The organism is Holdemania sp. 1001302B_160321_E10, assembly GCF_015552275.1.
Lineage (GTDB): Bacteria > Bacillota_I > Bacilli_A > Erysipelotrichales > Erysipelotrichaceae > Holdemania.
The window spans coordinates 124433-144782 of the sequence record NZ_JADNEM010000007.1 but is presented as its reverse complement, the minus strand read 5'-3'; the positions used below and the strand labels follow the sequence as shown (position 1 = coordinate 144782).

16 protein-coding genes are annotated in these 20350 nt (G+C 31.8%); 7 read left to right on the top strand and 9 right to left on the bottom strand.

What is annotated here, in order from left to right:
• Window positions 1-67 precede the first annotated feature (67 nt).
• The 6 genes from I2D94_RS06160 (at window position 68) to I2D94_RS06135 (ending at window position 7013) form a co-directional block, all read left to right on the top strand.
• On the top strand, window positions 68-2071 hold the full coding sequence (locus tag I2D94_RS06160) for a hypothetical protein (protein WP_195396006.1): 2004 nt from the start codon (window positions 68-70) through the stop codon (window positions 2069-2071).
• A 17-nt stretch (window positions 2072-2088) separates the two neighbouring features.
• Window positions 2089-3474: an MBOAT family protein gene (locus tag I2D94_RS06155; protein ID WP_195396005.1), complete on the top strand. Its 1386-nt coding sequence runs from the start codon at window positions 2089-2091 to the stop codon at window positions 3472-3474.
• Between the two features lie 18 nt (window positions 3475-3492).
• Window positions 3493-4929: a hypothetical protein gene (locus I2D94_RS06150; protein WP_072685957.1), complete on the top strand. Its 1437-nt coding sequence runs from the start codon at window positions 3493-3495 to the stop codon at window positions 4927-4929.
• A 71-nt stretch (window positions 4930-5000) separates the two neighbouring features.
• Complete coding sequence (locus I2D94_RS06145; RefSeq protein WP_195396004.1) at window positions 5001-5693, top strand: glycosyltransferase family 2 protein; 693 nt, start codon at window positions 5001-5003, stop codon at window positions 5691-5693.
• 10 nt (window positions 5694-5703) lie between these two features.
• Entirely contained in the window at window positions 5704-6057 is a 354-nt protein-coding gene (locus I2D94_RS06140; RefSeq protein WP_195396003.1) for a DUF2304 domain-containing protein, read from the top strand.
• Window positions 6058-6059: 2 nt separating this feature from the next.
• Window positions 6060-7013, top strand: a complete 954-nt coding sequence (locus I2D94_RS06135; RefSeq protein ID WP_195396002.1) for a glycosyltransferase family 2 protein — start codon at window positions 6060-6062, stop codon at window positions 7011-7013.
• 480 nt (window positions 7014-7493) lie between these two features.
• On the opposite strand, the gene I2D94_RS06130 is transcribed toward I2D94_RS06135, so the two are convergent.
• The 9 genes from I2D94_RS06130 to I2D94_RS06090 all read right to left on the bottom strand — a co-directional run bounded on the left by I2D94_RS06130 (window position 7494) and on the right by I2D94_RS06090 (window position 17887).
• Window positions 7494-8609 carry an IS4 family transposase gene (locus tag I2D94_RS06130; protein ID WP_229056781.1) on the bottom strand — a complete coding sequence of 372 codons (1116 nt, stop codon included), beginning with the start codon at window positions 8607-8609 and terminating at the stop codon, window positions 7494-7496.
• Window positions 8610-8824: 215 nt separating this feature from the next.
• A complete protein-coding gene (locus tag I2D94_RS06125; protein WP_195396001.1) occupies window positions 8825-9235 on the bottom strand; it encodes a hypothetical protein in 411 nt (136 codons plus the stop codon).
• 8 nt (window positions 9236-9243) lie between these two features.
• Complete coding sequence (locus I2D94_RS06120; protein ID WP_195396000.1) at window positions 9244-9957, bottom strand: hypothetical protein; 714 nt, start codon at window positions 9955-9957, stop codon at window positions 9244-9246.
• A gap of 410 nt (window positions 9958-10367) precedes the next feature.
• Window positions 10368-11879: an oligosaccharide flippase family protein gene (locus I2D94_RS06115; protein WP_195395999.1), complete on the bottom strand. Its 1512-nt coding sequence runs from the start codon at window positions 11877-11879 to the stop codon at window positions 10368-10370.
• Window positions 11860-13167, bottom strand: coding sequence for a Coenzyme F420 hydrogenase/dehydrogenase, beta subunit C-terminal domain (locus I2D94_RS06110; protein ID WP_195395998.1), 1308 nt, complete (start codon window positions 13165-13167; stop codon window positions 11860-11862). The genes I2D94_RS06115 and I2D94_RS06110 overlap by 20 nt, the downstream gene beginning before the upstream one ends.
• Before the next feature lies 1 nt (window position 13168).
• Window positions 13169-14374: a polysaccharide pyruvyl transferase family protein gene (locus tag I2D94_RS06105; protein ID WP_195395997.1), complete on the bottom strand. Its 1206-nt coding sequence runs from the start codon at window positions 14372-14374 to the stop codon at window positions 13169-13171.
• Window positions 14371-15684 carry a glycosyltransferase gene (locus tag I2D94_RS06100; RefSeq protein WP_195395996.1) on the bottom strand — a complete coding sequence of 438 codons (1314 nt, stop codon included), beginning with the start codon at window positions 15682-15684 and terminating at the stop codon, window positions 14371-14373. Before I2D94_RS06100 ends, I2D94_RS06105 begins: the two co-directional genes overlap by 4 nt.
• The gene (gene wecB / locus I2D94_RS06095; RefSeq protein WP_195395995.1) at window positions 15677-16780 is read right to left on the bottom strand and encodes a non-hydrolyzing UDP-N-acetylglucosamine 2-epimerase; all 1104 of its coding nucleotides are present in this window, start codon (window positions 16778-16780) and stop codon (window positions 15677-15679) included. The genes I2D94_RS06100 and wecB overlap by 8 nt, the downstream gene beginning before the upstream one ends.
• A gap of 15 nt (window positions 16781-16795) precedes the next feature.
• Window positions 16796-17887 (bottom strand): glycosyltransferase, encoded by a 1092-nt coding sequence (locus tag I2D94_RS06090; RefSeq protein WP_072685953.1) that lies wholly within the window; start codon window positions 17885-17887, stop codon window positions 16796-16798.
• A 157-nt stretch (window positions 17888-18044) separates the two neighbouring features.
• On the opposite strand from I2D94_RS06090, the gene I2D94_RS06085 reads away from it, so the two are divergent.
• Window positions 18045-20231, top strand: coding sequence for a glycoside hydrolase family 9 protein (locus I2D94_RS06085; protein WP_195395994.1), 2187 nt, complete (start codon window positions 18045-18047; stop codon window positions 20229-20231).
• Window positions 20232-20350: the final 119 nt, after the last annotated feature.

The following is a 20350-nucleotide window of genomic DNA, read 5'->3' as shown; positions in this document are numbered from 1 at the left end:
TTGAATAAATTGTGTATTATTTTTTTAAGAACTATATTGGGGATTTATTTTTACAGGGGAGCGGAAAATGAAGGAAAAGAAATTCTATCCTTATTTCATTTTTTTACTTGTTGTCATGGCCATTGAAGTTTTCATTTTTAACTGGCGCACTTGGGAATCACTTACATTTCCTCAAAGTAAACCTGGCTATCAAATTTCTATCGACGGAAATTCTATATCCGATAAATTAGTATTCCCAGATCAAAGTTTACAAACAATACAATATAATTATTTAAATCAAAATGTCCAGAATATAAAAATCAACCTGCACTGTGAAGGAAATGGCTGCCCGACTACGCTCGATTTAAAAATCAATTATAGCGATGAAGGTCGTTCCCAAATGAGTTATAAAGGAAATCAAACTTATATTGAATCTCTGGAAGAAACTCACATCATTAGAATTCACCCCTATGGTGATGTGAAAAAACTACATATTTCTTTCTATAATCCAGATAACGCCAAATTTACTATAATCGCTTCTGAAGTAAATGTTCGAGTTCCCATGAAAATACAAACATTAAGAATTTTAACGTTGTTCATCCTCTTCATCCTTATTTATCAATTATATCATCATTGCAGCTTCTTTACTCTCTCTTTTAAAGGAAATTCTATAAAACGGAAGAATATGATTATTGTAACGGCTTCATGTCATATCCTGTTATTTGTTCTTGTGCTTTTCACTAATCCCTTCTTCTGGAAAGATACTGCCTATCCTCATCCTCAAGAATATCATTATTTAGCTGAAGCATTAGCTAAGGGACAGACATCTTTACTCGTTGATCCTTCAGAAGAATTAAAACAACTATCAAATCCCTATGATAGTTCGCTCCGAATCCAGGAAGATGTCTATTATTTCTGGGATTTTTCTTATTATAAAGGTAAATATTTTGTATATTTTGGAATTGGTCCGGAACTAGTCTTCTATCTTCCCTATTTTTTAATTACAGGAACTCATCTTCCTAATCCCATTGCAATTATGATCTCTGAAATTTTCTTCATTCTTGGAGTTTTCTTGTTTTTTGAAGAAATTGTTATTCGTTATTATCAAAGAAAAATACCACTCGGTTTAAGTCTATTACTAAGTTCAGCCACGATATTGGGCAGCGGAGCTTTTTTCATAGCCAGACGTCCTGATATTTATTCAGTACCTATTATGATGGGATTGGCACTTACGATCTGGGGACTATTTTTTTGGCTGAAATCCAGGCAAACTGACCAGTCGCTTAATTGCAAAACTTTGTTTATAGGATCTTGTTGTATGGCTTTCGTTGCTGCCTGCAGACCGCAACTGATTCTCGGTTCTTTCTTAGCTTTCCACTTCTTCCTACCCGAATTAAAGAATCTAAGAGAAAAACAAAACCGAAAATACCTTATGGTTGCCTTACTCCCCTATGTCATCATCGCTGCAGGATTAATGTTCTATAACTGGACACGCTTTGATTCTCCTTTTGATTTTGGATCAAGCTATAATTTAACGACCAACGATATGACTCGGAGAGGATTTGTTTTTGATCGATTCTTTATAGGAATTTTCACTTATTTATTTCAATTTCCGAATATACAATCTGTATTTCCGTATCTTCAATACGTTGAATTTAATACAAATTATGTAGGGGAACTTACTCGAGAATCAATGACCGGGGGACTCTTATCCTGTAATCCTATCCTTTATTTCTCATTTTTATTACCAAATTTGAAACGAATAAAAAAACATAAAACTTTAATTAGCTATCTTACTTTTCCAATCCTTGGTATTCTTATTATGTTTATTGACATTCAATGTGCAGGGTTATTACAACGTTACATTTCCGATTTTGCAATTTTTATCTTTATAGGAACCACGCTTATTCTCTTTTCTCTTTATATTCAAATGAAAGATAAAGAAGTAAGAAAAATATTCATATATACAGTTTTATTTCTATGCCTGATTGGTATTTTATATAATTTATCTTTATTCTTTCTTCCTGACTCAGACAATATTGGGCTCACTAATCCTCAGTTGTACTCGCAATTCTATAGATTATTCCATTAAAGATAAGGAGAACAACCATGCAGCCTACCTCGTTATATTTCGCAGCTTTCTTAATAATCAGTTTAGTTATTTACTATATGATACCTAAACGAATTCAAAACCATTGGCTCGCTCTGATTAATTTATTTTATGTCAATTCATTTGGGCTATTGGGCGTTATCTATTTATTTGTAGTAAGTCTTGTTGTCTATATTCTTGGACTGCGCCTAAGTAAAACAAAAAGGAAAAAGCAAAAGTCCGAATTATTAATTGCACTTGTTGTGTTAGCAGCGGGGTTAGTTATTTTCAAATATTATAAATTTATATTTCCTTTCTTCCATTTTTCCTGGCTAGCGCCCGTTGGCATCTCCTTTTATACCTTTAAAGCAATCAGCTATTGTATTGAAGTTGCTAAAAAAAGGATGGACGCAGAAACCAGTTATCTAAATTGCTGGCTTTATCTTTCCTTTTTCCCAGTTTTTACAGCCGGGCCGATTAATCGACCAAAATCTTTTTTTACACAGTTAAAAAAGCAGCGTCCCTGGAAAACATCCCGGATTGAATCAGGTTTGATCCGTACAGCCTTGGGTTGTTTTGAAAAAGTAGTGATCGCTGATAATTTATTAATATTAGTCGATTCCATCTACTTCCAATGGCAAGAAGCCTCAGGAGGTTTACTATGGATTGCCATGATCTTATACTCTTTTCAAATTTATCTAGACTTTGATGTCTATTCCAATATGGCAATTGGTATCTCGAAATGTTTTGGATTCAAGATTGAAGAAAATTTTAAAACACCTTATCTTGCCGAGAGCATCTCTGAATTCTGGCGGCGCTGGCATATTTCCCTTAGTTCATGGCTGCGGGATTATATTTATATTCCCTTAGGCGGGAATCGCAAAGGGACGGCAAAGAAATACAGGAATTTGATTGTTGTCTTCCTGATTAGCGGTTTATGGCATGGTGCCTCTTGGTCGTTTGTTCTCTGGGGACTCTTCCATGCCCTTTTACAAATATTTGAACAAATCATACATTTATCGAAGAAAGCTTCGAATTCAATAATCCGGTTTTTAAAGATTATACTTAACTTTGTTTTAATTGCTATCTCATGGGTATTCTTTAAAATAACAGATGTTAAACAAGCACTGGCAATATTACAGAAAGCATTATTTTTCCCTTCCTTTAAACTCAACTTAGATTTACTTAAAATCTCTTCAAAAGAACTCTCCATCGCTTTGTTCTTCATTTTGATTATTGTAATTTTAGATCTCCTGCGAAATCATTTCGATATGATCAAATGGTTTAGAAAAAGAAATTTTGTATTTCGTTTCTTAATTTATATTCTCTTATTCTCCACTTTCCTTATTCTTGGCGTGTATGGAACAGGATATGATGCGAATCAATTTATTTACATTCAGTTTTAATTAAAGAAGGTAATGACAATGAAGAAAACAATTCAGTTTATATTTAAATGTATGTTATTAGTGATCACAGCTTGTCTGCTGATGACTTACTTTTCAATCGTTTTGCATCCAAAATACTATGAAGCGCCGGATGATATGACGAACAAAACAGAAGGTTTCTATGCGCTCGAAAAAGATTCGTTAGATGTCCTTTTCCTTGGCTCCAGCCATTCTTACTATGCCTTCAATCCAGCAATTCTCTGGAAAAAAACAGGAGCTTACAGTTATGTTTTCGCAGGCGAGTGTCAACCCTTTTCACAGACCTATTACTACCTCAAGCAAGCGTTAAAGACACAAACACCTCAAGTTATTGTCCTCGATGTCTTCGGTCTTCTGGAAAGCTCTAAAGCCTGCCAGACAGACGGAATTTATAAAAAGAACTCTGAAGGTTTGCGAAATGAGATCTATCGAGCTCAATCTCTAAAAGAAATAAGCGATAAATCACTGAAATTGGATTATTTGTTAGATTTGAGACTCTATCACTCACGATTGAATGAAATGACACTGGATGATTTTAAATTTCCTTTTGAAAAGCACTTCAATCCTTTTTTCGGTTGGACTATGGGCTATCCTGAATCTGATAAAAAAATAGAACGAGATACCTACCATCAAACAGAAACTGTAAAACCCGATGAAACCAATCTGCAATATCTTGATAAAATTATTGATCTATGCAGGAAAAAGAATTTACCGCTCTTATTAGTCAAAACCCCGTTCTATGTCACCCAGCAAGAATACAATATGCTTCAATATATTAAGCAATATACTCAAAGAAAAGAAATTCAATTCATCGATTTTAACGATCTCTATGAAGAAATGAACTTTCATTTTGATCAGGATGGCGATATCTGGCATACTAATATCCGCGGTTCTACAAAACTCATGAATAAGTTGATTGAAGTCTTAAAACAAGATTATCACTTAAGCGCTTCAAAGCCGAAGAAAATTGAATCGTACGAAACTGCTTTAGATCAACTCTACAATGATACGATGGAAAAATTATTACAAAGTGTCGATGATATTTACAATTACTTTGATTATATTCAAGAATCAGGGTTTACATTTGCAATTAGCTATAATGGAACCGATGGACGTTCTTTTATTGGAGAATATGAAAGTCAAATGTTAAATAATGTTGGTATTCACTTTGATTTTATCAATAATAAAGACAAAGACTTCATTATGGTAACTCAAAATGATCAAGTATTATTTTATGAAGAGGATAACAGCTTAGTAAAAGAGTATAAATCTAAAAATGCAAGTGTAAAATTTGAAAATAATAATATCATCATAAACGGGAAACAAGAAACCTCGGAAGATCCAGGACTTAAAATTGTTATAATTGATACACAAGGAAGAGTACTTGATTCATTGTATATTAATTATTCAATGGTTTTTTGGTTAAAAAGTCGTTGAATTTTCATAAAAATTGAATTTTATATAATTTAAAACTTAAATTATGATATTATTAACTACGGGGTGAAAAAATGAAACTTCTTGTAATTATACCTGCATACAATGAGGAGTCTAACATAGACAAAGTAATCAGTAATTTAAAAGATAACTTTAGCAATTATAGTGATTTTGGATATGTCATTATTAATGATGGTAGTACAGATAACACAAAGGAATTACTTGATGAAAAAAAATACAATCATATCGATCTACCTTGCAACATGGGATTAAGCTGTGCAATGCAGCTAGGCTACAAATATGGTTATGAAAACAACTATGATTGTGCCATTCAATTTGATGGAGACGGCCAGCATCAAGCCAATTATATTAAATATATGTTAGTGAAAATTCAAGAAGGTTATGACATTGTTATAGGATCTCGATTTGTGCATCAAAAGAAAAATAGGTCGCTAAGAATGCTAGGAAGTAGAATCATTACTTTATTAATTCGGTTAGTAACCGGTCAATATATCGCAGACCCAACAAGTGGTATGAGAATGTTGAATCGCAGAGAAATGTATGAATTTGCATATAATATGAACTATAAGCCTGAGCCTGATTCTTTGACTAAAGAAATCCTAAATGGAAAGAAAATTATCGAAATACCTGTTGAAATGCAGGAAAGAACCGCAGGTAGTAGTATTTATGGTGGATTATTAAACGCAGCAAAATATATGATATCCATGACTATATCTATATTGTTAATAAGAGATAAGAAAGCTTGAGGTAAATTTTATGTCGACTACAATTCGTATTGCATTAATATTCTTTACTTTTTTAACTTTCTTTATTTTTTTACATTTTATTAGAAAATTTAAGCTGAATATAAAATATTCTATTTTATGGATATTGATAGCGTTATTACTTGTTTTCCTAGGAATTTTTCCTGAATTATTCATAATTATTTCTTATAAAATAGGATTTTTATCTACAGTAAATATGATTTATTTAATAATAATATTTATTTTGATTTGCATTGTATTCTATTTAACAATTAATTTATCTTCACTAGAAGAAAAATTAAAAATTGCAATTTTTGAAATAGCTTTAATGAAAAAAGAATTGGAAGAAAATAAAAGGAAAGATTAATTATGGCATTAATTTCAATCATAATACCTGCGTATAACTGTCAAGATTATATACAAAATTGCTTAGATTCTATCATAAATCAAACTATGAAGAATTACGAGATAATAGTAATCAATGATGGTTCTACTGACTCTACTCTTAAAACACTTGAAATTTATTCAGAACATATTAAATTAATTAATATATCTAATCACGGGCAAGCCTACGCAAGAAACCTAGGAATAAATGAAGCAAAAGGCGAATATATTTGTTTTATCGATTCAGATGATTATATTGAACCAGAATATTTAGAAAAACTATATAAAAATGCAATAACCTATAATTCGGATATAGCCTATTGCTTTATAAATAGATTTTTTGATTATAAACCTTCTTTATTAGAAAGAAAATTCACTTTTGATTATCAATATATCGTTGATAATCCTATAAATATAGTTGAGCATAAGGAATTATTAATAAAAATGACAATAGCCCCGTTCGGAAAACTAATTAGAAGACAATTTATTCTAAATAATGAAATTAGTTTTATAAATGGTAAAATTTATGAAGACTTATTATTCACTCAAACTCTTATGTTCAATATGCCGAAATTATCTATGGTACCAAATAAACTTTATAATTATCGTATGAGGAAAAATTCTACAATGTCAAATAAAAATAGTCGCATTACAGATATTTTTGATATTACTGATTCCTTATACGAATGCTTAAATAAATTATGTTTGTTAGACACATTCAAAGAAGAAATAGATTATTTATTAATTTACCATATTGGCATAGGAACTATTTATAGACTATTTCTAGCAGAGCCTTTTAATTTAATAAAAAGTCGAAATTTATGTATAGATTATCTAAGAAAATATAACGTAAAAATGAATAATAAGTATTGTCAAAATCAATCAATTATCATTAAATTATTTCTTAGGTTGTTTTATGCTGACTTATTTACTTTTTAATTACCATATTTTCTTTTTATAGAATCTTCATTAAAATTTAATCTATATAACCACTAAACCATTAAATTATTTGCGATAGCTTTATAAACAGCGTGAAAGTATTGTTCCCTGATTAATTAACAACACTTCAAGAGGTTTCCGGTTTTCCAATGTCATAAACTTAAGGGATCTTGACAAATAAAGAGTATTTAGAATGGTGGACACCATCAATGAATACTCTTTTTTAACTGTAAATATCGTAAAAAGGGGCGTACGAAAAGAATGTATAAATGCTATTTTCAACTTTCACACTACATCAATATGAATAACGATAACTCATCTTATGTTTGTTCACTCGCTTTTTATCCCGCCTGTATTTTGTACTTCTATTATGACGAATCGGACATAGGTGTCGCATCATTTCCTTTTTCATTTTCATCATAGTTTTTTTGACCAATTCAGGGTGTTCATAACACACAAATATTTTAAGCATATAGTGTTTCAGCTTTCCTGCCGCATAATTTCGATTAAAAGACATTTCATATTGATGACATCACTGATTGCATTATACACCAATACACAAGCATAGATATCTTGCTTTATCAATCTCTCTCGATATCCTGATAATTCTTCCATTTTCAACTGTGATTTCATAGAACGGTAACAGGTTTCGATATCCCATCGCAAAGGGTATAGTTCTCGCATCGCTTCCGTATCAAAATCACTTTCCGGTAAATTCGTCAGCAGAGTTTCTATAACGAGTCTTCCATCATCCAATGGTATTGGGAATCTTACAAATCGTAAATGATAAACTGTATTCATGAGCTTGATTCTAAATTTTTTGTCATCCCTATAATCATTGCTTCTTTCACAGTCATAGGTAATGTCTATCCACTTATCATTTTCATTTAACTGGGCACATTCCCTTTTGAAATCAGTGCTTTTTAGACGCATTACAAAAAACTGCTTTCCCAACATCCGGTCAATCAGCTTGATGGAAGGATATCCCCTATCGAAGATACAGAGCATTTTAGAATCCCGGGGCAGAATATCCCGCACATAATCCAGGTGTTCACCGGCTGATGATTTTTCACTAAACTTATATGGTTTTATCGCTATATCCAATATGCACTTGTTTATTACATCAAAAATACTTGAAGCAGACCCCATTACAGGATCATTTTCTGTTTCATTCAGTTTCGTGTTCCAAATATCTTTATTATCCCTCCATCTGGGTATCAGGAAGTCACTACCGTCGATTGCCGTAATAAAATAATCATTCAGCTTGATACGATCAGGCAGGGCATAAAACTGTTTGTTGATATCATGAAGGATCGTACGTAGAGCATCAGGATTAAATTTCATGCGTGCTTTGAAATAACCTATTTGCGAGATTTCAATATTATCGCCCACCTGGCTATAAAATTCGGATATTTCATTTTTCTGAGAAACACCAGTGGTCGTGAGCATCTGCATAAAAATATGGGGGAGCAAGACTTTGCGTTTCCTAGTAAAAGCGGTATCGTTGTCACCCCGAATTTCATCAATATAGATAGTTTCAAGCTGAAAAGTAGTTTTGTTAAGCAAATCCAGATAAGAATTTTCACACGACATCATATGGATTCCTCTTGATATAATTAAATAAATAATAAACGTTCCTAGATATATCAATAACAATAGTAACAAATTCTTATTTCTATAACTCTAAAAAAAACATATAAGATAAATCGATAAACTTGTTAAACTATGTATAATCACACGAAATAAAAGTTCACTTTTCATAAATAAATTAAACAAGTTATTCTTAAGATTTTCATAAACAAATGTTGGATCTAACACATTGGAACCAATACTCCAAAATGTTGCGTCTGGTATCCAGAAACTAAAAATTTTTCTGCCAAAAAAGCCCAAATATTGTCACATTGTTTATATGATTCAGATATTATTTTAAACATTTCCTTACGCCTTAAAGCAGAATCCTCTATATTGAAAATATAACTATTCTTTGGCGACCATTCTCCCGCATTACTCGTAAAATCTAATCCTAGTACAAACTTCCATTCCATTACCGGTACATTTAAACCATTAGGAGCTATTCCTAATATTATACATAAAATTTCAACAAAGTAAAAAAACATATAATAGCTAATAATTATAAACCCATATTTTAGTAAAATAGCCTTAATCGATCTTATCCCTTTTGATGACATTAATTGCAATATCATACAAACGATTAATGCCAATATAATTATTATTCCTTCAGGGCGCAATTAGCGACACTCAAGCTTATCCCTCCTAGAATTAAATATTTTAAATTCCTCGAATAAATAATTAAATATATTCCCAAAAGGGTGAAAAACAAAGAAATGATTTGATTAGTTAATACTGATGTCATATATATAGTTTGTGGAAAAAAAGAATAAAAGATCGTTACTATTAAAGCGCTCTTCTTAGAAATTATATTTTGACTTATCAAAAAAACTAAGAGAATATTCCCAAGTGTAAATATAATATTCATAAACTTCAATGCGAATACAGAATCGACAAATTTTAGAATACACACCTCATACAGCAAAAAGGGAATTTCATTTGACCAATTCACTAAAAATTCATTTGACCAATTTATTGATCCATCTAGAATTTGTCTAGATAAATTTAATTTTGTTTCAAAATCACTCACTGGCAAAGTTGGAATTTTTATAATATAAATAAGCCTAATTATAAAAGCAATAATTAGCAAAAAGATCAAAAAAGCTTTAATTTTGTTTTCATTTAGCTTTCTTCCGATTATTATAGTCACACCTATAAATAATAAAACACCGATTAACAGATAAAAATAATCACCTGGTTTAGTAGAGTAATATAAAGATTCACTTGCTTTTAGAGCTATCCAAAAATTAGTTATTATTCCCAATCCAAAACAAATAAATTCCAAGAATGTTTCAAAATTTTTTAATTTTCTCATATTCTTACTAGTATACTGTAAAAAGCTCATCTAAATATAGAATTTTACAATATACAACCCCCTTTCATTCATTAATAATAACAGTGTTTAATAACGAACTTGAACTTATAAATCAGTTTCTTTGAATACATATTTTACACCAAATTAAAAAGTTAACATCAATATTAATAAATTTACACCTCCTCTATGTCATTAATTATAACATCATTAAATATTAGTGTAACCAACATTATAAATTACAAATTGATTATTAAACTTTTAATTCAACCTTAGAGGCTTACTTATAAAACAATTTCGTGATTGATATGGAAAATTCGTTTATAAAAATAACTCTTTGACGCAGCTTATCTGTATCCTTAAATCATTCAGATTTTCAAATTTTTTAATCTGATGTTTTTATTCTTATATAGCTAATGCCTAAATAATTTTAATATATTTACTTTATGTATAATAAATTTTCTTTCATCGTCATCAAGTTCGTATATAAATAATGACAATAAATAGATAAATGTATAAATCAAAATCAAAAAAATAAGTAAGGTAAAACTATCACAAGATATCAAAGTTATTAAGCCGCCAACTAATAAAGGTATAATCATAAATCTCAGCATTTTAATAATATTATACCAAAATTTAATAATATCAAGACCAACCTTATAATAATATATATTCATTAATAATCCATTTGCAACTAAGAGTACCAGGCCCGTTCCTATAGCACATCCAACAACACCATATTTATAACATAGTGGTATTGATATCAAAATATTAATGATTGCCATAATCGTATATAATATTGATCGGAACTTATGTTTGTTCATAGCTTTCAGAATTTCTATTCCTATGTTCTGTATAAGCGGTAAAGTAACAGGTACCATTAACCATAAAGCAGCGTAATATGCGGGAATATAAGATTGACCAACCCATAATGTTATGAAAGGTTTTCCAAAAAATATAAACCCTGATATAATGAGGCCTAATACCATCATTTGTAATCTTCCTACTTTAAAAAATATCTTATTAACATTATCTAGATTATTGTTTTCAATAATTTGCTGATTTATTTCCGGAATATACATATTAGAAATTGCCGTTGAAAAACTCAAATAATACGTATTAATTTGGCTAGATATTGAATAAATTGCAACTGCTGCAACCCCCTTAATACGAGTGAGTAAAAACTTATCTACATTCCAATTCACTTGATCAATTATAGAATTCAAAAATAAAAAGAAAGTAAAAATAAACATTTCATATAATAACTTAAAATCAAAATTTTTAAAACTCAATTTGAATCCAAGTAATCTAAAAGATAAGACTATATTTGTCAATGTAGTGATTACCGTTATAACTACAGTTCCAAAGAGTATCGAATAAATCCTGAAGCCCATAAGTAATAAAGGCAATGTAATCATAGGATTTAAAACTACGCTAATCATTTTTAATACCTGTTGCCAGACAAATTTTCTATTTACCATAATATAAGAATCAAAAACTGTAGTCGAAAATGTACAGGCTAGACAGACAGTTAAAATTAGAATTGAATTGCTTAATTTTATCGCTTCATCATCAATCAGCTTTGATCCAAAAATAATGTTAACATTTTTAGAAATATAAACTCCCGAGGCAAAAACAACTATAGAAATTATCAAAAAAATCAAAAAGTATAAACCGTTCAATTCTGCAATTTTATTATTCCCATCTTTTCTTTTCTTAAAATAAAATCTTGAATACGCCCCGCCTAAGCCAAAACTTAATAAACCTAAATAACTAATAACAGAACTTGCTATATTATAAACCCCATAATCACTTTGTCCCAATAATTGAAGCATAATAGGTGTATATAAAATAGATATTCCTATCGAAATAAAATTATTTATATAAGATAGAATTGCACCTAGCTTAACTTGTTTTTCTTCCATAATAACTCTCGTATAATTTCCTGATTATATAATTCTTATCAAGATTAATTATTTTCCATTCATAGAATTTTAACAAAATTTTAGAAACATAAAGTTTCTTTTGTTTTAATATATTGTCAATATATATATTACTATTAACATTACATTTAAAAGATTCATATATGTAAACAGCATTATCTGTTAGACTTTTCTCGCTTGCTTTAGTATTTCTAATAATATTAATTCCATTCTTCTTAGCTAAATAAAGTCTGCCACTTAAAACATTTTTTTTATCATTTACTCTGCTACTTTGGGATTTAATTACATCGCTTTCATCTATTTCTTTGATATAGGCTTTAGATTTAGCAAATTTTTCAAACTGATTTAACAAATCTTTATTTCGTATGATCACAATATTATTTCCTTTCCAATCAGAATAATATTGGGGTAGCCAAGCATCCATTAAGGTTATATCGGCGGTTATTCCAAAAAAATCTTCACAAAACAAACATGATTCTTGAGTAAACATATAATACTTCCATATAGGATATTGATCACTACAACTCTTGTTAACTAAAATTTTATTATTTTTTATAATTCTAGTATAGAAAATATTAGCTGTTTCTTTTGGATTTTTACATCTAAAGCATATTTCCCAATCTACCTCATTTTTATAATTATCTTTATACATTAAATAATTAGGGTAATTATGATTCATCATCTGCCCACATGACAAACTAAATAAATATAATATATTCTTAAAAAAATTATTATTTAATGTTTTTGCTTTTTTTATACTACCAATTAAGCATGGAACACCTATTAAAGCATATTTTTTATCATCTCCTTCTATTCTTTTTAAAACTTCATTAGCACTAACCGTGTAATAAGAAGAACCTTTTGACTCCCTTACTTTTTCAACAGTATCTGCTATAAAAAAGCTATATTTATTCTCACCACTATTTTTTTTCACACAAATAACGGCATCAATAATTTTTTCATCCATTAAATATTCTATAAACCCTGTAGTTAACCCACCAGAAGCAGATGATATTCTGCTATTATCATCAATTAAATGACCTGCGTAACATTTTAAGGCTTTTCCCATTATTTTTTCTTTAAATCCATAATCTTCTAAAAACGATGAATCATTCAAGCTGCATGTTTTTTCACAAAGATTGCACCCTTTCAAACAGTTTCCTATTTTTGATGCTTTTAAACTTCCGTTAATTTTTATTATCTCTATGTTATTTATAGGACATACAGCCGCACAAACACCACATCCAGAACAAAACGAATATTTATCCATGTCAGCTATTCTCCATTATCTTCTCTCTAATTAAATCTATTAGCCCCTCTTCTTGTCCCCTTATATTTTTTAATTTATTTTCTATTATAAGTTTATAATAATTGTAATTATCTAATAATATTTGTATTTTTTGATCTAATTGCAGTTCAATTTCATCTAATTTTATTGCAAACTCTTTATTTCCATAGATATTCTCTGCCATACCAAATCCTTTTTGGCTGTAACATAGAAATATCGTTGGTATCCCTTCGCATATTGCATTTACGGCACAATGCATTCTAGCTGCAATTACAATTTTACATTTCTTTAAATATATTTTTGTATCTAAAAAATTCTTATTATTTGCTATTATTATATTCTTCTTAAAATCATCTGGCATTGAATTTCTTAAATTTATTAAAAATCTGTAATCATCATCGTTAACATTATTTTTTGACAATACATGTGGTATAAACAAAATTTGTCTTTTATATTTTTTGCAGACTTGCTTTACAGCATTTATAATTTCTAACTTTATATTGTCAGAAGCCATTTCACCAATTGATAATGGACTAAAATTCATTCCAATGAATTCATTTGTATTAGGAATATCACTCGAAGGTACATAAAAGGCAGGATCATTAATAACACTTAAATTATTAATAAAATTTTCTTTCAAATAATTATAACTTAAATTTTCTCTAACAAAAATATAATCTATTTTTTTTAAATGAGAAAAATAATAATTATTAATTCTTAAAGATTTTCCGAAAGGTCCAATAGAAGCGCCCCATATTATTAGTTTATAACGTTTCAAAATTTCTTCACCTTTTGTAATTAAATCATTATAGGCAAAATAATTTTCATCATTCCAAAATTTTTCTGGGATAGTATAGATATCCCCGCCAATAGACAGAAAAACTGAGTCTTTCTTTTCTATATAATTCTCACTACTTATTTGATAGTTACTTTTATGTTCTTTAAGAAAAACATTTATTTTCCATAATAAATAATTTAATTTTTTTCTTTTAATAGGTAATATTCTTATATCTAAATCTTTTATTATACTTTTATCTAGACTCGAATTATAACTATGTAAGTATATATTGCAATTATTATTTGCTTTTTTTAATAAATAATAGGTTCCTCTGACTATTGCTTCACATCCAAAATTATATAAGCCATATATTCCAATAAGATGTATATCATTTGCTAATCTCTCATTCATTTTTGCTTTTCAACCTCATTATTCTTTTCAAATTTTTCTAATAATTCTATTATATCTACTGTTTTTTGTTGCCATGTATTTTCGCTAGACTCTAATTTCAGACTATCATAATAGGAATCATTTTTATCTAAAGCCAACATTTTTCGCGCTACATCAACAAACTCTTTAGCATTATGAATAATGTTCACTGATGAATATTTCCTACATTCATACATATCTGTTGTTATGATTGGTTTTCCTAAAGCCATATATTCATAAAGTTTTAAAGGAGATGTGGCATTAGTAATGTCATTAACTAAGAAAGGTATCGTAAATAAATCCATTTTTTTCGCATATAAAGGCAATATATTATAATCCATTGAGCCGATATAAAAAAGATTATTTAATCTTAGACTTTTCAATTTTAAAAAGCTATCATCATATATCTTTCCAATAAGCACAAAATCTATTTCAGGCATTAAATTGCATATTTCGTAAACCAGATTATAATCAAACCATTTAGCTAAAGCACCATAATAACCTATTATTTTCTTCTTATTAGACAATATTTTCTGAAAATCTCTATTAAACTTAAAATTTTCAGGTATATCTATACGAAAATGATTTAAATCAACTCCATTATTTGCATAAACTAAATTTCTATTGCCCCTTTTACTAATAACATCATTCGATAATGCTGTGGCTGTAACTACAACTGGTATATCGTCATTCTTCATAACATATTCATATTTTGAAAGAATATTATAAGGTACTGTTTCTTCACCACTAATTTCAGGACTAATATCATCTATATATTCGTACAAAATATGGTAACCTTTTTCTTGATAGACCGTTAGATCCGATACTGTTAGATTCATTTCTGTAGAATAAAAATGAATATATTTATCGATTACCAAGGGATCTAAAAGATCATATAGAACCTTAGATAAAGTTTTATTCTGCAAATTGATTAAAATTAAATTATCTGAAACCTCTTTCAAATCATCAACATCTTGATCAGTAACTTTTGTCACTTCATAAAAATAAAGATTATTCTCATTCGCTAGACATTTAGCTATATGTTGTGGTCTCTGAAATAATGGAACATTCCAACCAAAATTACTTCTCCATAAAAACATTCTTTTATAATGTTGTCTTGAAATAATAGATTTAATTTTCGAACAGTACTTTTGATATTTAAAAGGATATACAAATACATTTTTTATTTTCAGAACACCCAAGATATATAAAGTTTTAAATAATGCTACGCTTCCTTCGTTTCTATAAATTGCTAAGCAGTTCCTTAATATTTTTTTTAAATATTTAATCATTGCCTATTTCCTCAATTATGGTATCAACTATTCTTCTACACGCAAATCCATCTCCATAAGGATTACTAGCCTTAGCCATAGTTTGATATACCTTTTCATCTTTTAATAGCAAATTAAAATTTGAATAAATACTCTCTTCCTTTGTACCTACCAACTTAAGTGTACCTGCCTCGATTCCTTCAGGTCTTTCTGTAGTCTCTCGCATAACAAGAACGGGTTTTCCTAATGAAGGTGCTTCTTCTTGAATTCCACCACTGTCTGTTAATATCAAATATGACTTTGCTAAAAAATTGTGAAAATCTAAAACATCCATCGGCTTAACAAGCTTGATTCTATCACAATCTCCAAGAATTTCTTCGGCAAGATTTTTAACTACTGGATTCATGTGTATCGGATAAATAGCTTTAACATTATCATTTTCTAACATAATTCTTCTAATCGCTCTAAACATATTACGCATTGGCTCACCCAGATTTTCTCTGCGGTGCGCTGTTATCATAATAAGTTTATCATCTTTTACCCATTCTAATAAAGGGTGATTATATTTCTGATTTATAGTTGTTTTTAATGCATCAATAGCGGTATTACCCGTAACGAAAATTGATTTTTCGTCCTTACCTTCCTTTAAAAGATTATTCTTTGCCGATTGTGTAGGTGCGAAGTGATATTTTGCAATGATTCCGACACCTTGTCTATTGAACTCTTCAGGGAAAGGTGAATAAATATTATTTGTTCTAAGACCAGCTTCAATATGTCCAACAGGAATTTGCAGATAATAACAAGCTAAGCTGGATACAAATGTAGTAGATGTGTCTCCATGAACTAAAACTAAATTAGGTCTTTCCTTTTCTAAGACTTCTTTTATTCTTTCCAAGATCGATATAGTTATATCAAAAAGTGTTTGATTATCTTTCATTACATGTAAATTATAATCTGGTATTATCTTAAAAACATCTAAAACAGATGACAACATTTCTTTGTGCTGTCCAGTTACACAAACAATTGTTTCTAATCTGTTCCTATGTTTTAATTCATTTACCAATGGGCACATTTTAATAGCCTCTGGACGAGTTCCAAATATTACCATTACCTTCATTTATTCTATTTCTCCTTAAAATAATCTGTCTTCAATAAGTTTATAATAATCTTCAAAATATTCAATATTTTCTAAACAGTTTTCTCTCATATTCTTTAATTTATCTTTTTCTTTCAGTAATTGTTCAAAAAATCTTTTTATTGATTCTACATCATAGCCGTCAACAATGAAACCAACATCTTTTTTTACAGCAAGTTCACCGACTTTACTCCGAAGATCAAAAACACACGGTCTCTCATAATATATAGACTCAAAATATTTATTACTAATCGCTAATTCTTCGTTTAAGCCTTTTGCTGGATATACTGACCAAATTAAATCTGATTCAAAATATATTTTCTCTAAATCTGTATTATTATACCATCCCCAAAATTTAACATGCACATAATTATTTTCCTTGCAAAAATTTTCTAAATATACTTTATCCATACCTCCTCCATAAATATTTATCAAAACTGGCAATTTATGAGTAGCTTTAAACAAATTAATTAATATATCCTTGTATCTCACAATTCCAATAAAGGATATTATTAACTTATTTACTTGTTTTTTCCTAGCATTCACATCAGAATAATATAAATTTTTTTTGTAATTTTTTGTCACCCTATTCTCTATCACTATAGTTTTACTTTTATAGTTTTTATAATAACTTGTAAAATATCTAGAACCCAAAAATATCACATTTGCCTTTTCGCTTATCATTCTATCGAAAAATCTTAAACCCTTATCAATAAAATGTTTTCCCATAACAGGTAAATCTGCAGCGTCATAAATTGTGAATAAATCCTTCTTATTTAAGCAACTAAATGCCATTACTATTGCTGAATCTATATTGAAAGCATAAATAGAATCAATTTCTTTCTCCTTAATTATCTGTCTTGCTTTTATAATCATATTTTTTGAATCCAAGGCTTTTTTTATCGGATGTCCATATCCTATTTTTTTAGAATGATAGATTATATTGTCAGATAAAAACTTATTTTGATCATTCTCACAATCCCACACCAAATAAGTTAAATCAATTTTCATTTCTTTAAAAATTTGTGATAATTTATAAATTCTTGGTTGAATTGGGGTTGAATTAGTAATAATTAACATTTTTCGCATATAGTTTCCTCTTACTACTATTTCTAGTAGCTGAATACATTATAACAAAAAAATCATAAAAATTAAAAATATTACAATTTTCAGTCAATCAGAATTTTCCACCCCTTTCTTTTTTTATTTGTTGTATCATAGTACTATTCATCGAAGGAGGGATTCAATGAAAAAAATTCTGATTTCCATGCTGGCCTTGCTATGCTTAACGACAGCCTGCTCCAAGGCTGAAAATAAACCGACGCCCGAACCAAGCTCCAATCCGGTCATCAGCGTCGTGGATTTACCCATCACTCAAGCCCCCATCGCCCAGCCGGAATTTGAAACAACCTGGGCCTTAACGTCCACCGACGGCTACGGCATTCTCGAAAGCACCTTTTCCAACATTAAAATTATTATGAACTCCCCCGGCACCGAGATTTTCGGCGTCCAGACCTATCACGAAGGCCTGCCGCTGATTCACGGCGTCACCTACCACCTCAGCTTTGACCTCAGCGCTACGATCGAACGCCCGGTCGAGGTGTTCATCATGAACGTCGATGACAGCGCGATCGAATTCACGCAGATGCTGACGGCCACCGAAAACGGCACGCATTACGAATTCGACATCAAAATCCAGGGCAACACCTCCTGGAACGGCCGTCTCGCCTTCAATACAGGTGCGCCAACGCCCGAAACTACCTACGACTACCATGAAGTCACCATCTCCAATTTAATCCTTCAGGAAGCCTCTGATGGCCCGACAGAGCCGAATATCAAAATCAACCAGACCGGCTACCTGCCCAACGCTCAGAAAAAAGTTGTTTTCCCGTTCGATCAGGGGGACTGCTTCCAGGTGATCGACGCCAACACCAACGCCGTCGTCTACACCGCTCCGATTCTGCGGAAGCTGTACAACGAAAGCACGAAGGAAACAACCTTCTACGGCGATTTCAGCGATTTCACAACCCCTGGCCGCTACCGCCTGCAATCCCAGCTTAACGGAACCTCCTACGAATTTGAAATTCAGGAAGACCTGTACCACAACCTGCTGGATCAGACCGTCAAAATGCTCTCATTGCAGCGCTGTGGTCAGACGTTAACCGCCGATTGGGCCGGAGCCTTCGCCCATGAACAATGCCACCCCCAGATTGCCACGATCTACGGCACTGATCAGCAGCTGGATGTCAGCGGCGGCTGGCATGACGCCGGCGATTACGGCCGTTATGTGCCGACCGGGACAAAAGCGGTCATCGACCTGATGCTCGCCTACCAAATGAACCCGCATCTGTTCACCGACGCGATCGGCATTCCGGAAAGCGGCAACGGCGTCGCGGATATTCTTGATGAAGCCCGCGTCGAGTTAGAATGGCTGTTAAAGATGCAGAACGGCTGGGGTGGCGTTTATGATAAAGTCGTCACCGCGCAATTTCCGGATTTTATCATGCCGGATCACGATCAGGCGCCGCTCTATATCATGCAGGAAATGACAACCTCCACCGGCGATTTTGTCGGCGCGATGGCCTTGGCCTATTCGATCTATCAAGATATCGATCCTGAGTTCGCCCAGCGCTGCCTGGACGCCGCGAAGCTGTCTTGGGACTATCTGCAGTCAGCCAGCCTTTCTGTCTATACCAATCCGGAAGGCTTTTCCGCCGGCCAATACAGCGACGACAACGATACCGATGAGCGCTATCTCGCCTCCGCCGCCCTCTACGCCGTGACCGGCGAACAGAAATACCTCGATTCCGTAAAAACGATATTCCAGGCCAGCGCCGATCAGCTGACCGGTGTGCAGTGGAAAACGATGGGCTCTTATGGCACCTACCTGATGTTAAAACTTTCCAATATTCAAAACACCGATTCCACTTTCTATCAACAACTGCTGTCCAAACTGATCACCGATGCCGAACAGGTCCTCAACGCCACGTCCAACGACGGCTATTTTGTTTCCCTGTATTCCGCATACGCCTGGGGCAGCAATGCCGATATCGCCAACAACGGTTTAATTCTGGCCCTGGCCAACGATATCCGCGCCAACGTCAACTATGTCAACAGCGCGGCGGATCATCTCCATTATCTGTTGGGCCGCAACAGCCTGAATCTCTCCTTTGTGACCAATTCCGGAATCCATTCTCCCCAGCACCTCCATCACCGCCCTGCCTCCGCGGCAAATGCTCTGCTACCCGGCGCGCTGGTCGGCGGTCCGGATTCCGCGCTTGAGGATCCGATAACCCAGTCGCTGTTTAACGGCGACACCGCACCGGCCAAGTGTTATGTCGATGATGCGGAAAGCTATTCAACCAACGAAGTGGCGATCTATTGGAATTCCCCGCTGGTGGCTCTGATCAGCGCCGTAGAAAACGCCAACTAACCAGCCTTTCCAAAAAATGACTTTCTTCCCTCTCGTTCACTGTCCAGTTTAGCTGAACACGAACCAAGGCGAACTTGTCCAGTCCCGGACGATAACGAAAAAAGATCAGAATATCCAGC

What these genes read in the sequence shown, in the direction of transcription:
- I2D94_RS06160 (WP_195396006.1), top strand. Translation starts at nt 68, where the DNA reads ATGAAGGAAAAGAAATTCTATCCTTATTTCATTTTTTTACTTGTTGTC.
- I2D94_RS06135 (WP_195396002.1), top strand. Translation starts at nt 6,060, where the DNA reads ATGGCATTAATTTCAATCATAATACCTGCGTATAACTGTCAAGATTAT.
- I2D94_RS06140 (WP_195396003.1), top strand. Translation starts at nt 5,704, where the DNA reads ATGTCGACTACAATTCGTATTGCATTAATATTCTTTACTTTTTTAACT.
- I2D94_RS06120 (WP_195396000.1), bottom strand. Translation starts at nt 9,957, where the DNA reads ATGAGAAAATTAAAAAATTTTGAAACATTCTTGGAATTTATTTGTTTT.
- I2D94_RS06115 (WP_195395999.1), bottom strand. Translation starts at nt 11,879, where the DNA reads ATGGAAGAAAAACAAGTTAAGCTAGGTGCAATTCTATCTTATATAAAT.
- I2D94_RS06130 (WP_229056781.1), bottom strand. Translation starts at nt 8,609, where the DNA reads ATGATGTCGTGTGAAAATTCTTATCTGGATTTGCTTAACAAAACTACT.
- I2D94_RS06110 (WP_195395998.1), bottom strand. Translation starts at nt 13,167, where the DNA reads ATGGATAAATATTCGTTTTGTTCTGGATGTGGTGTTTGTGCGGCTGTA.
- I2D94_RS06155 (WP_195396005.1), top strand. Translation starts at nt 2,089, where the DNA reads ATGCAGCCTACCTCGTTATATTTCGCAGCTTTCTTAATAATCAGTTTA.
- wecB (WP_195395995.1), bottom strand. Translation starts at nt 16,780, where the DNA reads ATGAAGGTAATGGTAATATTTGGAACTCGTCCAGAGGCTATTAAAATG.
- I2D94_RS06145 (WP_195396004.1), top strand. Translation starts at nt 5,001, where the DNA reads ATGAAACTTCTTGTAATTATACCTGCATACAATGAGGAGTCTAACATA.
- I2D94_RS06085 (WP_195395994.1), top strand. Translation starts at nt 18,045, where the DNA reads ATGAAAAAAATTCTGATTTCCATGCTGGCCTTGCTATGCTTAACGACA.
- I2D94_RS06090 (WP_072685953.1), bottom strand. Translation starts at nt 17,887, where the DNA reads ATGCGAAAAATGTTAATTATTACTAATTCAACCCCAATTCAACCAAGA.
- I2D94_RS06105 (WP_195395997.1), bottom strand. Translation starts at nt 14,374, where the DNA reads ATGAATGAGAGATTAGCAAATGATATACATCTTATTGGAATATATGGC.
- I2D94_RS06150 (WP_072685957.1), top strand. Translation starts at nt 3,493, where the DNA reads ATGAAGAAAACAATTCAGTTTATATTTAAATGTATGTTATTAGTGATC.
- I2D94_RS06100 (WP_195395996.1), bottom strand. Translation starts at nt 15,684, where the DNA reads ATGATTAAATATTTAAAAAAAATATTAAGGAACTGCTTAGCAATTTAT.